This is a genomic window from Thioclava sp. NG1, assembly GCF_003122275.1.
In the GTDB taxonomy this organism is placed as follows: Bacteria; Pseudomonadota; Alphaproteobacteria; order Rhodobacterales; family Rhodobacteraceae; genus Thioclava; species Thioclava nitratireducens.
Map to the genome: position 1 here is coordinate 57962 of NZ_QFBB01000013.1, position 14438 is coordinate 72399.

At 59.6% G+C, this 14438-nt stretch carries 11 protein-coding genes; 4 read left to right on the forward strand and 7 right to left on the reverse strand.

What is annotated here, in order from left to right:
• Nucleotides 1–5 precede the first annotated feature (5 nt).
• The gene (locus tag DEM26_RS18700) at nucleotides 6–239 is read right to left on the reverse strand and encodes a DUF2188 domain-containing protein (RefSeq protein WP_088736227.1); all 234 of its coding nucleotides are present in this window, start codon (nucleotides 237–239) and stop codon (nucleotides 6–8) included.
• Between the two features lie 141 nt (nucleotides 240–380).
• Here DEM26_RS18700 and DEM26_RS18705 point away from each other — a divergent pair, with 141 nt between their 5' ends.
• From DEM26_RS18705 to DEM26_RS18720, 4 genes are all read left to right on the forward strand, one after another.
• Complete coding sequence (locus DEM26_RS18705) at nucleotides 381–704, forward strand: helix-turn-helix domain-containing protein (protein ID WP_088736191.1); 324 nt, start codon at nucleotides 381–383, stop codon at nucleotides 702–704.
• Complete coding sequence (locus DEM26_RS18710) at nucleotides 701–1612, forward strand: ImmA/IrrE family metallo-endopeptidase (protein ID WP_088736190.1); 912 nt, start codon at nucleotides 701–703, stop codon at nucleotides 1610–1612. Before DEM26_RS18705 ends, DEM26_RS18710 begins: the two co-directional genes overlap by 4 nt.
• A 143-nt stretch (nucleotides 1613–1755) precedes the next feature.
• Entirely contained in the window at nucleotides 1756–2346 is a 591-nt protein-coding gene (locus DEM26_RS18715) for a helix-turn-helix domain-containing protein (RefSeq protein WP_088736226.1), read from the forward strand.
• Nucleotides 2339–3571 carry a type II toxin-antitoxin system HipA family toxin gene (locus DEM26_RS18720; RefSeq protein WP_088736189.1) on the forward strand — a complete coding sequence of 411 codons (1233 nt, stop codon included), beginning with the start codon at nucleotides 2339–2341 and terminating at the stop codon, nucleotides 3569–3571. The genes DEM26_RS18715 and DEM26_RS18720 overlap by 8 nt, the downstream gene beginning before the upstream one ends.
• A gap of 879 nt (nucleotides 3572–4450) precedes the next feature.
• Here the strand turns inward: DEM26_RS18720 and DEM26_RS18725 are convergent.
• The 6 genes from DEM26_RS18725 to DEM26_RS18750 all read right to left on the reverse strand — a co-directional run bounded on the left by DEM26_RS18725 (nucleotide 4451) and on the right by DEM26_RS18750 (nucleotide 14430).
• Entirely contained in the window at nucleotides 4451–6061 is a 1611-nt protein-coding gene (locus DEM26_RS18725) for an MFS transporter (RefSeq protein WP_109173104.1), read from the reverse strand.
• Between the two features lie 580 nt (nucleotides 6062–6641).
• Nucleotides 6642–7862: an aminodeoxychorismate synthase component I gene (locus DEM26_RS18730; RefSeq protein WP_109173105.1), complete on the reverse strand. Its 1221-nt coding sequence runs from the start codon at nucleotides 7860–7862 to the stop codon at nucleotides 6642–6644.
• Nucleotides 7852–8169, reverse strand: a complete 318-nt coding sequence (locus DEM26_RS18735) for a Dabb family protein (RefSeq protein WP_109173106.1) — start codon at nucleotides 8167–8169, stop codon at nucleotides 7852–7854. The genes DEM26_RS18730 and DEM26_RS18735 overlap by 11 nt, the downstream gene beginning before the upstream one ends.
• A gap of 522 nt (nucleotides 8170–8691) precedes the next feature.
• On the reverse strand, nucleotides 8692–12132 hold the full coding sequence (locus DEM26_RS18740) for a pyruvate carboxylase (protein ID WP_109173107.1): 3441 nt from the start codon (nucleotides 12130–12132) through the stop codon (nucleotides 8692–8694).
• Nucleotides 12133–12324: 192 nt separating this feature from the next.
• A complete protein-coding gene (locus DEM26_RS18745) occupies nucleotides 12325–13533 on the reverse strand; it encodes an aspartate transaminase (protein WP_109173108.1) in 1209 nt (402 codons plus the stop codon).
• A 120-nt stretch (nucleotides 13534–13653) separates the two neighbouring features.
• Nucleotides 13654–14430: an SDR family oxidoreductase gene (locus DEM26_RS18750; protein ID WP_109173109.1), complete on the reverse strand. Its 777-nt coding sequence runs from the start codon at nucleotides 14428–14430 to the stop codon at nucleotides 13654–13656.
• Nucleotides 14431–14438: the final 8 nt, after the last annotated feature.

Genomic DNA, 14438 nt, shown 5'->3' on the forward strand with positions numbered 1-14438 from the left:
TCTGTTTAGCCTTTGGGCGGGAACGGATCGCCACCGTGGCTGTCGCTGTTGGCGATCCGTCCGTCGCGGTTGTGGATACGCAGTTCGCTTTGCTGGTTGCGGCTGATTTCACGTCCGCGATCGACGGCGTCCTGCTTGGTTTCATGGTGGCTGCTGGCGCGGGATGCGCCGCCACGCTTCACATCCCATCCGCCTGCCGGGTTCGGCACGACGTGATGGGTCTTCGGTCCCTTACTCATGGTTTTCATACCTCCTGGTCGTTAGGAGCGCAGTCACAAAAAGTGCGCCTACTCCGAACATCTTATGTTTGTTGAAAGTCAGAAGTCAAGCACGTAAAGTGTGCCTTTACCGAACAGGAAGATCGACGGGGAGTCCGCCATATGACCAACAGCTTGGGAGAGAAGATTCGCCGCTTACGGAAGGAGCAAAAGCTCACGCTCGACAAACTTGCCGAGCTCACCGGCTCCAGCAAAAGCTACATATGGGAGCTGGAGAACAAGAACCCGCCGCGTCCCTCGGCGGAGAAATTGGCTAAGATCGCGGGAGCGCTTGGCGTCACGATTGAGTACCTGCTCGATGAAAAGCAGGCGATCACAGAGGAAGACGCTGTCGATGCGCAGTTCTATCGCGAGTACAAACACATGGACGCCGACACGAAAGAAAAAATCCGTGAGATGGTGAAACTATGGGGGAAACCCGGATGACCAAGCCGAAGTCGCCACAACGATGGGCATACGATCTGACCATCATCCTGAACACCTTGGGTGGCGACGATCGCTTCCCGGTGAATGTTGAAGCGCTCGCCTGTGATTTTTCCAGGCAACGCTTTCCTGACGATCCTATAAGCCTTGTGCAGGGCGCCCCGCTGAAAGGGTTCGAGGGCGCCTTGATGAAAGCTCCGCCTGGCGAGAAAGGCTGGGGCATCTTTTTCAATTCGGACACAGCATCGCCGGGGCGGATCAACTTTACCCTCGCCCACGAGTTCGGGCACTACCTCTTGCACAGGCAGGATCATCCCGACGGTATCCAGTGCAGTAGCGAGGACATGGAGCGCTGGGACAGCAAGTACCGGCAGATCGAGAAAGAGGCGAACGAGTTTGCCGCAAATCTCCTGATGCCGCTGGATGACTTCCGCGCGCAGATTGCTCCGAAATCTCAGCCTGACCTAGAGACTTTGGGGGCATGCGCGGACCGCTACGGCGTGTCCCTGATCGCGGCGACGCTGCGCTGGCTGCAGTACACCGAGCGCCGTGCAGTTCTTGTGAAGTCTATCGACGGCTTCATTCATTGGGCGCGGTCGAGTGATCGCGCCTTGCGCACAGGTGCCTATTTCAAAACGTCTGGGCGGCCACCAATCGAGATACCGACGACCGCGATACCGTCAACGGAAACCGAACTGGTTCGGCGAAAAGCAACGCGGGATCATGAGTCGGGAATCTGGTTCAAAGAGCCCTGCACCGAGCATGCTCTGGTCTCCGAAGTCCACGACTTTGCGCTCTCCCTTATCCATCTTGGGGATGAATCATCACGCTTCGAGCTTTCCGAAGAGACCGAGGAAGACACATACGATCGCATGGTGAGCCGCACGCCGGGCTCCTCTTGGCTGGGCTAAAAGTGCGTCACAAGGCGATCTATAAAAGCAGATCATTGTCGTATTATGATGCGTGGAAATAGATCGAGACTTGAAAGTTCGCGCTCCAAATGATACATTTAAGCATATCAGGTGCTTTGCTTGATATGCAGGATTATATCAAAATGAGCTATGAGACCGAGAAACTGGCGGCGACACTGAAGGCTGCGCGTGAGAAGAAGGGGCTTAGCCAGCGTGCGCTAAGCGCGCGTGCAGGCGTGCCGCAATCGCATATCTCCAAGATCGAGAGCGGCGCGGTGAATCTTACCGTCTCAAGCCTGACCGCCATCGCCAACGCCCTTGATCTGGAACTGGCGCTCGTGCCGCGCAAGGCTGCGCCCGCCGTACGGACGATCACCCGTAGCGTAAACGACGCGCCGAAGGCCACGCCGGAAGCGCGCAAAGAGATTGCCCGGCTCGCCAAGCAGCTTGAGCACATCCAATCGCTCAAGATCGATAGCCCGGCCTTCGAAAACCTGCGGCGGCAGTTTCGGGAGATGCGGCAGTTCGAGAACTTGATCCGGAACACCGACACATTGCGCAGCATCCGTGAAGCTCTCAAAGCCGTGGATGACGCGGATGGCGTAGCAGCACTGCGAGACGCGTCAAAGCAGATGAACAGTTTGCGCAACCTGCTTGCTCATGGCGTATCCAACGAGGAGCAGACTCGATCGCCGCGCCCTGCCTATCGCCTTGATGGAGATAACGATGAGTAGTGTCTCCGTCCTGAACGTAAATCTGTATGGCGAGCCCATCGGCACGCTCACTAATCTCGGTGGCGATCGCACCATCTTTGCCTTCACGGACGAGTATATTGCTGACCCTGACAGGCCGACCCTCGGCCTCGCTTTCAAGGATGAGTACGGAGACCTCTATACGGATTTTCGGCCCTATCAGAAGCGGGTCATGCCCTTCTTCTCAAACCTTCTCCCCGAGGGCCATCTGCGCAAATACCTAGCCGAACAGGCGGGCGTAAACCCCGAACGTGAATTCTACCTGCTTTGGGCACTTGGCCATGATTTGCCCGGCGCGATCACAATCACCCCTGCCGAAGGTGAGGCATGGCCGCCGGACGCTGCCGATGGTAGCGATGATCAAAGTGATGATCAGCGAGAGAACGCTTTGCGGTTTTCGCTGGCAGGTGTTCAGCTAAAGTTTTCCGCAGTAATGGAAGCAAGTGGAGGGCTGACCATACCCGCCTCCGGTGTTGGGGGCTCCTGGATCGTAAAGCTACCCTCGCGTGAATTCGCAGGCGTCCCTGAAAATGAATTCTCGATGATGACGCTGGCAAGCCTTATCGGGATGAACGTCCCCGCCATCGATCTGGTCCACATCGATGCGATCAAGAATCTGCCCGACGGTATCGATAAGATCGGCGACCATGCCTTTGTGATCGAGCGCTTCGACCGTCTGTCCGACGGGTCGCGCGTGCATATCGAGGATTTTGCGCAGGTCTATGGGCTCTATCCCGAAGACAAATACGGCAATGGCACATTCCGCAACATCGCCCAAGTAATCGCCGCCGAAGGTAACGATGCCGACATCATCGAATATGTAAGGCGCCTGACTTTCAACATGCTGATCGGCAATGCCGACATGCACATGAAGAACTGGTCTTTGATCTATCCGGACAGGCGGTATGTCTCGCTCGCGCCAGCCTATGATTTTGTGGCAACTGTGCCCTACATTCCGGGTGATGCGACGAACATGAAGATCAGTCGTGCCAAAGTGTTCTCGGCATTCTCGGTGGATGAGCTAGAGCACCTTGCCGTCAAAGCTGCTATTCCAAAGAAGATGGCGATCGATGCTGCCAAAGAGACGGTCCAGCTTTTTCGGGAGCATTGGGAAGTTGAAGCGGCGAGCCTGCCGATGAGCGATGAAGTCAGGTCAGCCGTTGAGGCTCACATGAAGACGGTGCCAATCTTGGCAGAGCTGTCATAGGACAAGTGGTCCTGACCACCAGAAAAAGCTGGGCGACAACTGCGCCTTAGCTTTTAGCATGTTCGCAAATGCGCTTGTTCAGACAGAGCAAGGCTGAGTTTGCATAGATCGCGATCTGCGCTTCGCCGCTCCAACTACTGACCGCAGCATCAAGCAGGGCTGCCAGCGCCTGCTGAATGAAGGCTGTCGCGAAAAATGGACCAAATGCTTCGCACTCGCAGAAAAGCAGTCAATGCGCCTCATACCAATGTTGTGTTTTGGCTGACGCCAGTCATCCGCTGGGTTAGGCACGAATGTCGGCTGTGGGCCGGGAGTGTTATGGTTGTCTGCCAAGGGTGTTCACGCGGCCTGACGCGTCGCCTCATGATCTCTTGGAGCCTATTGCGGACGCGCTTCTCCCTCGCGAAGCTTCTCGACATCATGGTCAAGCTCGACCGAGATGTGGAGATAGGCTTCAGCAAATCCTCCGAGAAGGGCGGGTCGCGCTACTTCGTTCGAAACGAGAAGGTCCGGTCTCCCGTCGCAGCCTGATTTGGCGACGAAACCGAAGGACGCGGGCGGCAGAAATCTGCCGGGCGTGTCCTAAACTCGGAATGGCTCTTGGTTCTCCAGCGGCGCTTCAGTATTGCCCGTCAGGGCCAGACTGTCGGGGCATCGTTTCGACCCTCTCGCACAGTCCGATATGCGAATTCCCGCAAGCGTGTTTGTTTTGACTCGCGCCGCACAAAGGCCCCCAAACATACATCGGCGATATGTTTGGGGACCTCTTTGCGAAATGTGAAAAAATCTCGCAAATGTGTGCGTTTCGTCGAGGCGCCGGTCGGCGGCGGGTTCACTCGACGAAGCTGTTCCGACGGCTGTCTTTATCGAGGGCGAATATCATCTCAAGGGCGTGTCGTCGTGCTTTGAGACCGTTTGCCGTTCGATCATCCGGTGGACCCGGACCGGCTCTTGCCCTTTGTGCAAGGCGATAAGGCGGTCCGTCACGTCGCGATCAGCCTGGGTCCGGCGTTCGTTATGTCGAACATACTCCACCCAGGTCGGCACATGATAGGTTTCCGTCCAGATGTCCGGATTTTCGAGATCCCGAAGCAGCGACCATTGCTGGGCGCCATCGCGAATCCGGATTCGCCGCCGTTCGCTCATCAGCGCGAGAAAGTCGGGAACGTTTTCCTGAGCGATGTCGTAATCGACAAGGATCATGATCGGCCCGCTGCGCTGTCTCAGATCGAGCCGGAGATATGGCTCCTTGAAGCGGTTCAGGGGGGCCAGATCCAGATATTCGGAATCGGGGAGCGGCGCGAGAAGTCCCACCCCGGCGCCGATCACAAGCATTGCGGCGGCGACCAGGAGGGCAAACTGAAGATCGAAGGTTTCCGCCAGGGTGCCCCAGAGCCAGCTGCCGCCCGCCATGCCGCCAAAGACACCGGTCTGGTAGAGCGCCAGCACACGCCCCACCACCCATCGCGGTGTCGAGAGTTGCATCGTCACGTTGAAAAGCGACAGCGAGATGCCCCAGGAGATGCCGGCGACAAGCATCGCCATGGCACAGATCGCGATGCTGTCGCTCACGGCGAGCACCCCGGAACTCGCGGCAAAGCCGAGAAACCCGATCCGCGTGATATGTTCGCTTTGGAACCGCGCGCGGAACTGCGCATTCCCCAACGCGCCAAAAACGGCACCCAGCCCAAAACATCCGAGCAACAGGCCGTAGCCGAACGCGCCACCGTGCAGGTGGTCCCGCACGACCAGCGGCAAAAGCGCCTGGATCGCGACCGCCGAGAGCCCGAACAGGAAGCCGCGCAGGATGACGCGGATCAGGTTCGGCGACATGGCGACATAGCGCAGCCCGGCGGCAAAGGCAGGGCCCAGAGGCTCTGGCGGCAGGCTTCGGGGTGGCATCGCGGGCCGCCAGTTGAACAGCGCCGCGATGATCGCGACGTAGCTCAGCGCGTTCACCGCAAAGGCCGCCGCTGCGCCTGCGATCGCAACGATCAGCCCCCCCGCCGCAGGGCCGATGCTGCGCATCATGTTGAAGCCCATGCTGTTCACCGACACGGCGGCGGGCAATTCATCGCGTGTCACGATATCGCCGACAGAGGCCTGCCAGGACGGGTTATGCAGCGCCGTGCCGCAGCCTATCAGGAAGGTGAATGCAAGAAGAAGAGGCGCGGTCAGAAGCTCTTCGTAGGCCAGTATTGCAAGGGTTACCGAGACGAGCAGCATGAACGACTGCGCGACGATCATGATTTTTCTGCGATTGAAATTGTCTGCGAAAACGCCTGCCGCGAGCGAGAAGACCATGATTGGCAGCGTGACGGACGCCTGCACCAGAGCCACCATGCTCTGGGACGAGGTCAGAGCCGTCATCATCCAGGCGGCCCCCACAGCTTGAACCAGACCTCCGAAATTGGATGCGAGGGTCGCAATCCAGAGCATGCGGAAGGTCTGATTGCGAAAGACGGTGAGAGTCGGCTCCGAACGGGGCATCGCGTTCCCTTTCCGGGAAAATCTCCGCCGGCCATGGACCGACAGGTTTCAGGATCTCTATGGGATTAGCACACTTGTGTTCGAAGGTAACACTCTCGAGGGGGGGGCTTGGCGGGGGCACGGCGCAATCTGGTGGACCTATCTCGTGTCCTCCCGACCAGGCGATGACTTTGCACCAAAAAAGACGGCACCGGAGGGAGTTGCCGGTGCCGCCAGTCGGTCGTCCACAGCAAGGTTGTAGAGGACGAATCCTATCAGTGCATTTGGGGTCACCGTTGGACATGGGTCGCTTCCTGCGCTGACGGAAATGAAAATCTGGCCTGCGCTGAACTTTTTCCCGAAGTTGCTTCCGCAGTGACCTGCCGAGAAAAGCCTGACCGCCACCGAGAGGCAAAGAGGTCATGATGAGCAGCACAAAATTCAGCGACGATTTCACGCGAGGCTCCGGGGGTGAACGCCAAAGAAAAGGGCAAGACGGATCTAACAATCGTTAGCCTCCCGTCAGCGGATTCATTTTCTGCGCATGGGATCTTTTGACGAACCCAAACCTGTGACCGACGTCCCGAACCTAACATGAGCTTTATTCTCTTACGGTCACTGGCAGGCTCGGAGGCTTCTCACGGAGAAAGTTTGCTGTGGGAACTGCATTAGCGAAGCGTGCCTTGAGCAGGCACTCGTCATATTCCGTTTGTACCTCTGAGTCATAGACGAGGCCGCCGCCGACATTGAGCACCGCCTCGCCGTCGGGCTTCAAAGTGATAGTGCGGATCGCCACGTTGAAACGCATGGCACCCGAGGGAGCGAGATAGCCGATCGCGCCACAATAGATGTCGCGGGGCGTCTCCTCGAGCGCGCGAAGGATTTGCATGGCACGGATCTTCGGTGCGCCGGTGATCGAGCCGCAGGGAAAGAGGGCGGTGATAATCTCTGCGAATCCGATGCCGGGCGCGAGGCGCGCGCGAATGCGGCTCACCATCTGGTGGACTGTCGGGTAGCTCTCGACGCAAAAGAGCTTGGGGACTTCTACTGTGCCGAGCGCGCAGATGCGGGAGATGTCGTTGCGCAGAAGATCGACAATCATCAGGTTTTCGGCTTGGCTTTTGGGGTCGTGTTGCAAGGTCTCGGCCAAAGCTGCATCCTCGTCGGGCGTCGTGCCGCGGTGGATCGTACCCTTCATTGGATGGGTCTCGATCCAACCTGCCTCATCGACCTTGAAGAAGAGCTCCGGCGAGCGCGACAGAATGGTGGGACCGCCGAGATCGATCAGCGCGCCATACCGGACAGGTTGGCGGGCGGTCATGGCGTCGAACAGGGCGGTGGGCGCCCCCTGCCACCGGGCCGTGATCGGGAAGGTCAGGTTCGCCTGATAGCAGTCGCCGGCACGGAGGTGGCAATGCACCCGCGCAAAACGCGGCGCATAATCGTCGAGGGACCAAGTCGGATGCAACCCGGAAAGTGTCGCGTGCCCGGGCTGGCAGGGCGGAACCGGGCGATTTTCCGGCGCATCGAAGATGCCCATGTGGACCAGTGGCAGGCGCCGTCCGTCCGGTAGATAATCCAGCAGTTTCGCCTCGAGAGCATAGCCGGCCTCATAGCTCAGATAGCCCGCGCACCATTTGCCCGACGCCTGTGCATGAGCGATGCGCGCCAGCGCACCAGCCAATTCCTTGGGTTCAGTCGCGCTAACAATTTCGTCGGGGCTGCTGAAATGCAATTCGCGGCCAGCCAGGTCGTCCCGCAGCAGGATCTGTGGTCCAGTGCCCCGTCCTCTCCTATTGTCGCGTGGATTTTCAGACGTCATCTGCGGCGGTGGAAAAGGCCTGCGCGGCGTCGTAGTCGGCCGCGTGCCGCATCTCGCGCAGGGGTTTCACCCGGCGGATGGATTCGGCGTAAAGCGCGTGCGCCTTGTACGCCGCCAAGGCCGCATCGTCCGCGAATTCGCCATAGACGATAACATCGACCTCCTTGCTCGTCGGATCGGACTTCCGGTTCAGGGCGATCTCGAGGCGCTTGGCATGCGGAATCTGGGTGAGGAGACGGAGGCCGTCCCGGATGGCAATGAGATCATCGTCCTTTTGGGCGGTGAAGAAGACGAAATGACGGATCATGGAAACCCCCGGGGTCTGGATCTGTGAGTAGCGCGGTTCGCCCGGCGCTTGGCGCGAACTTCTCCGCGCAGGGAGTTGTAAGGAATGCACCTCGGCGTTCAACCGAAACCTGTTCGATTTGTTGGTCAGACTTGGGTGGCACTATGGCTGCGAGCGGCATCTGTCGAGAGGTGTCGGTTCCTCTTCGACTTGATACGAGACCTAACATTTTCCTATTCGGATGGAGCTGTAAAGCGCACCACAACGTTAACAGACGCGCGATACATAGTGTGGATTTTTGTCCCTCAATCTGCCTGAAGTTTAGCGACCACCCTCCCATGTCAAACGTCCACGGCGGCGAAGTCCCGAGCGCAACACTTGCTCGCTTCGTCGTCGCGGGAAATAGCTCTGCAAATGAGGCGGTCCCGGGAAATCCGGTGTCACCAGTTGCTCGCCCTCGGGAAGGTGAAGAGGACGATTTTTAACGGAATTCTTCGCCCCATCAGGGTCCTATAATGTTGGCTATCTATTTTGTTTGCGAGTCTAATCCAGTTCGACCAGCAGATCCTTCGCGTCGATCTGCGCGCCCGGCGAGACATGGATCGCCTTCACCGTGGCTTCGCGGTCGGAATGGATCCCCGTCTCCATCTTCATCGCTTCGATGGTCAGGAGCATATCGCCCGGTTTCACCTTCTGGCCGACATTGACCGCGATCGAGGCGATCGAGCCCGGCATCGGCGCGCCGATATGGTTCGAGTTGCCTGCTTCGGCTTTCGGCTTCGCCGCCGTCGTCGCCTTCACCGCGCGGTTCGGGACGCGCACGGCGCGGGGCTGGCCGTTGAGTTCGAAATAGACCTTCACCTCGCCCAGCTCGTCGGTCTCGCCGGTGGTGAGGTAGCGGATTTCCAACGTCTTGCCGGGGTCGATCTCGGCGGAGATCTCGTCCTGCGGCTCCATCCCGTAGAAGAAGACCGGGGTGGGCAGGGTGCGCACCGGGCCATAGGCTTCGTGGCGGCTTGCGTAATCGGTGAAGACCTTGGGATACATCAGGTAGCCCGCGAGATCCTCATTGTCGATTTCGCGCCCGTCGAGCTGCTCGGATGCCTCCTTGCGGGCGGCTTCCAGATCGACCGGGGGCAGGTTCTTGCCCGGGCGCTCGGTCGAGGGATGTTCGCCCTTGAGAACCTTCTTCACAACACCCTCGGGCCAGCCGCCGGGCGGTTGGCCGAGATTGCCGCGCATCATGTCGATCACCGAATCCGGGAAGGAAACATCCTTGGCCGGGTCGAGCACGTCTTCCTTCGACAGGCCCTGCGCGACCATCATCAGCGCCATGTCGCCCACGACTTTCGACGACGGCGTGACCTTCACGATATCGCCGAAGATCTGGTTGGCGTCGGCATAAGCCTGCGCCACCTCATGCCAGCGCTCTTCCAGCCCCAGCGAGCGCGCCTGCGCCTTGAGGTTGGTGAACTGGCCGCCGGGCATCTCGTGCAGATAGACCTCGGAGGCCGGGGCTTCGAGGCCGCTCTCGAAGGCTGCATATTGGTGGCGCACGGCCTCCCAATAGTTCGACATCATGCGGATCGCGTGGATATCGAGACCGGTGTCGCGCTCGGTATGGGCCAGCGCCTCCACGATCGAGCCGAGGCAGGGCTGCGAAGTGCCGCCCGAGAAGGCGTCCATCGCCGCATCGACCGCGTCGACGCCAGCATCTGCCGCTGCGAGAATGGTCGCACCCGCGATTCCGCTCGTGTCATGGGTGTGGAAGTGGATCGGGATATCGACCTCTTCCTTCAGCGCCGCGATCAGCTTGCGGGCGGCAGCGGGTTTCAGAAGCCCCGCCATATCCTTGAGACCCAGCACATGCGCGCCCGCGGCCTCCAACTCTTTCGCCATGCCGATATAGTATTTCAGGTCATATTTGGCGCGGTCGGGATCGAGGATATCGCCGGTGTAGCAGATCGTGCCTTCGCAGATCTTGCCGCTCTCGATCACCGCATCCATCGCGACGCGCATGTTCTCGACCCAGTTGAGCGAGTCGAAGACGCGGAACACGTCGACGCCGCTTTCCGCCGCCTGCTTGACGAAGAACTGCACAACGTTGTCGGGGTAGTTCGTGTAGCCCACGCCGTTCGAGGCGCGCAGCAGCATCTGCGTCAGGATATTGGGCATCTCTTCGCGGATGTCCCGCAGGCGCTGCCACGGGCATTCCTGCAAGAAGCGGTAGGCCACGTCGAAGGTCGCGCCGCCCCAGCATTCGACCGAGAACAGGTCGCTGAGGTTCGAGGCATAGGCGGGCGCGGCCTTGATCATGTCGATCGAGCGCATCCGGGTCGCCAGCAGCGACTGGTGGCCGTCGCGCATCGTGGTGTCGGTCAGCAGCAGCTTCTTCTGCGCCTTCATCCAGTCGGCGACCGCCTTCGCGCCTTCCTTCTCCAGCAGGTTCCGGCTGCCCGGTTTCGCCTCATCCTTGTAGGCGGGCAGGCGCGGCGGTTTCGCTTCGGCATGGGGCTTGTTGCGGCCCGCGGTCTCGGGGTGACCGTTCACGGTGATATCCGCGATATAGGTCAGGATCTTGGTGCCCCGATCGCGGCGCTGCTTGAAGTCGAACAGCTCCGGCGTCGTGTCGATGAACTTCGTCGTGTAGCTCATGTCGAGGAAGGTCGGGTGCTTGAGCAGGTTGATGACGAAGTCGATATTCGTGCTCACGCCGCGGATACGGAATTCGCGCAGGGCGCGGTCCATCCGGCGGATCGCCTGATCGGGATCCTGCGCCCAGGCGGTGACCTTCACCAGCAGCGAGTCGTAATAGCGGGTGATGACGCCGCCCGCATAGGCTGTGCCGCCATCGAGACGGATGCCGTTGCCGGTGGCCGAACGATAGGCGGTCAGTCGGCCGTAATCGGGGATGAAGTTGTTCTGCGGGTCCTCGGTGGTCACGCGGCATTGCAGCGCGTGGCCCGACAGTTCGATCTCGTCCTGCGACTTGGCGCGGGTCGCCTCTGCGAGTGTCGCGCCTTCGGCAATCTTGATCTGGGCCTGCACGATGTCGATGCCGGTGACTTCCTCGGTCACGGTATGCTCGACCTGAACGCGCGGGTTCACCTCGATGAAGTAGAAATTGTCGGTGTCCATATCCATCAGGAATTCGACCGTGCCGGCACATTCATAGCCGACTGCCTGACCGATCTTCAGCGCGAGTTGGCAGACCTCTTCGCGCTGTTCGTCCGACAGGTAGGGGGCAGGGGCGCGCTCGACGACCTTCTGGTTGCGGCGCTGCACGGTGCAGTCGCGCTCGTAGAGGTGATAGAGATTGCCATGCGTGTCGCCCAGAAGCTGCACCTCGACGTGGCGCGCGCGGGTGATCATCTTCTCGAGATAGCCCTCGCCATTTCCGAAGGCGGCTTCGGCTTCGCGCCGGCCTTCTCGGACCTTCTCGACCAGTTCCTCCTCGCCGAGGATCGGGCGCATGCCGCGCCCGCCGCCGCCCCAGCTGGCTTTCAGCATTAGCGGGTAGCCGATCTCGGCGGCCTCTTTCTTGATCGCGTCGAAATCCTCGCCCAGCACTTCGGTCGCGGGAATGACCGGCACGCCGGCCTTGATCGCGACGCGCCGGGCCGAGGCCTTGTCGCCGAGCGCGCGCATCGTTTCGGCTCTCGGGCCGATGAAGGTGATGCCGACGGCATCGCAGGCTTCGACGAAATCGGGGTTCTCCGACAGCAGGCCATAGCCCGGGTGGATCGCGTCGGCACCGCTTTCCTTGGCGACACGGATGATTTCTTCGATCGAGAGATAGGCACCCACGGGCGAGAGGCCTTCGCCAATGCGATAGGCTTCATCGGCCTTGAAGCGGTGCAGGCCCAACTTGTCCTCTTCGGCGTAGACGGCGACCGTCTTCTTGCCCAGCTCGTTGGCGGCGCGCATCACCCGGATGGCGATCTCGCCACGGTTGGCCACGAGGATCTTGTTGAACTCGACCATTGAATTGTCCTTATGCCGAAATGCGTAAGAAGATTCCTCTCACAGTTAGCAGACCGCAGTGCCCTCTGGCGCACAAAGGGAGATCCCGCAGAAAATTCTTGAAGAGCTAACGGCAAGTGAGCGAAATGAACGACCAGCTCGATACCGAATAACCTTCGCCTAAGGGTATTCGGTATCGACTGTTCATTTTCGTCAGGAAAGAGAGGCCACCGCCTCGGCGATCTTTGCACAAGCGGCTTCGATCACTTCCATCGAGGTGGCCGTCGAGATACGGAAGTAGGGTTCCATTCCGTAAGCCCCACCATGCACCGACGCGACTCCGGCTTGTTCAAGCAGGTAGAGTACGAAGTCCAGATCGGTCTCAATTTTGTCGCCATCCGGCGTGGTTTTGCCGAGCACACCAGCGCAACAGGGATAGAGGTAGAAAGCGCCGTCCGGAAGCGAGCAACTCAGTCCGGGGATCGCATTGATCAACGCGTGGGCACGGTCGCGGCGCGCACGGTAGACCTCGACCGAAGCATCAACGCTCTCCTGCAGGCCGGTCAGTGCAGCGGCGGCAGCGGCTTGACTGATCGACGAGGGGCAGGACGACATTTGCGATTGAAGCTTGTTAATCGCGTCGATCAGGAACTTCGGCCCGACCGCGTATCCGATGCGCCAGCCAGTCATCGCATATGACTTCGACACACCGTTTACCACCAGGGCTTGCTCGCCCAGTTCCGGAGCTACTCCAAGGATGCTCTCGGTAGCGAAGTCCGCGTACCAAATGCGATCGTAGATTTCGTCGCACATGACCAGCACCTGAGGATGCCGCAGCAATACGTCAGCGAGCGCGCGCAATTCGGCACCGGTATAGGCGGCACCCGTCGGGTTCGAGGGGGAATTGAGAACCACCCAACGGGTTTGCGGGGTGATAGCGGCCTCAAGCGCGTCGGGGGTCAGCTTGAATCCCACTTCTTCTCCGCAAGGCACAATCACAGGAGTGCCGCCGTTCGCTACCACCATGTCAGGGTACGAGACCCAGTAGGGCGCCGGGACAATTACTTCGGTTCCAGTTTCGACTGTGGCCATCATCGCGACAAAAAGAATCTGCTTGGCACCACCGCCGACGCAAATTCGGTCTAGATCACACTCGATGCCGAGACGCTTGGAAAAGTCGTGACGCACGGCTTTACGCAATTCTTCGGTACCGTTCACTGCCGTGTACTTGGTATCACCTTCAGCGATCGCGGCGACGGCTGCGCTTTTGATCGTGTCCGGCGTATCGAAGTCCGGCTCGCCGACAGTGAGGTTTAGAATCTCGCGCCCCTGGGCCTTCAGGTCGCGCACCTTCTGCGCGGCAGCAACGCTGGGGGATACTCGGATTGAAGTGACGCGGGTCGCTAGTTTGTGGTTTTCCATGATGGTCTCACTAAAAAATCAAGAGCTTGGAAGTCGAGGGAGAGCGAGCCAGCCCTGCGCAATTCAGTCGCAGGCTGCTTTGTGCGCAGGCCGACCCGCTACATTTTTCCCGTTATCAGCTCATTTGTTCCCGGTAAGGATGACCTCATCACCGTTCCGCTTGGCAGTTCGGAGCCCACCTGGCACTTGCAAGGTCGGGAGCAGTTCAATTAGCCCGATATTGACATATTGAGGGGTTCCCACGGCGTATTCGACCGCATCTGCGATGTCCGAGACTTGCGGCATCTCGAACCCGTCGAAATATTTCTTCTTCGCTTCCTCGGGGCTGATTTTTTCGACATGCGCAAAAATGTCAGTCTCGACGCGTCCGGGGCTGATCTCGGTCACCCGCACTCGGCGTCCGAATGCATCGACGCGGAGTTGGCGCGAGACCGTGTGCATCGCCGCCTTCGTCGCGTGGTAAGCTATGTGGCCGCCAAATTCGTAATGACCCGCCATCGAAGTAATATTGATGATATGGCCGGAGTCGCGCGTCATCATACCCGGGAGGAGCAACCGTGCGAGATGCAGACAGGCCCGAAGGTTGACGTCGATCTGTTCATCGATGTCAAAGGCGTCTGACTGCAGAAGGCTGCCGGGTCGCGAAACGCCAGCGCAATTCACCAGGACGTCGACTTCGAGGTCCTTGAGTTCATTGGTCACCGCGTCGAGGTCGGAGACGTCCACGGCGTGCGGCACGATCCCCTCGCAGCTATCGGCAAAAGCTTCGAGCTTGTCCGCGCTGCGCGCAAAGGCGTGGACCGTGAGGCCGTTCTTCGCCAACCGCTCTGCGATGGCACGGCCCATTCCGCCGGAAGCGCCGGTCACGATAGCGGATTTGTAGTCGGAGAAGGGCATTCGAATAA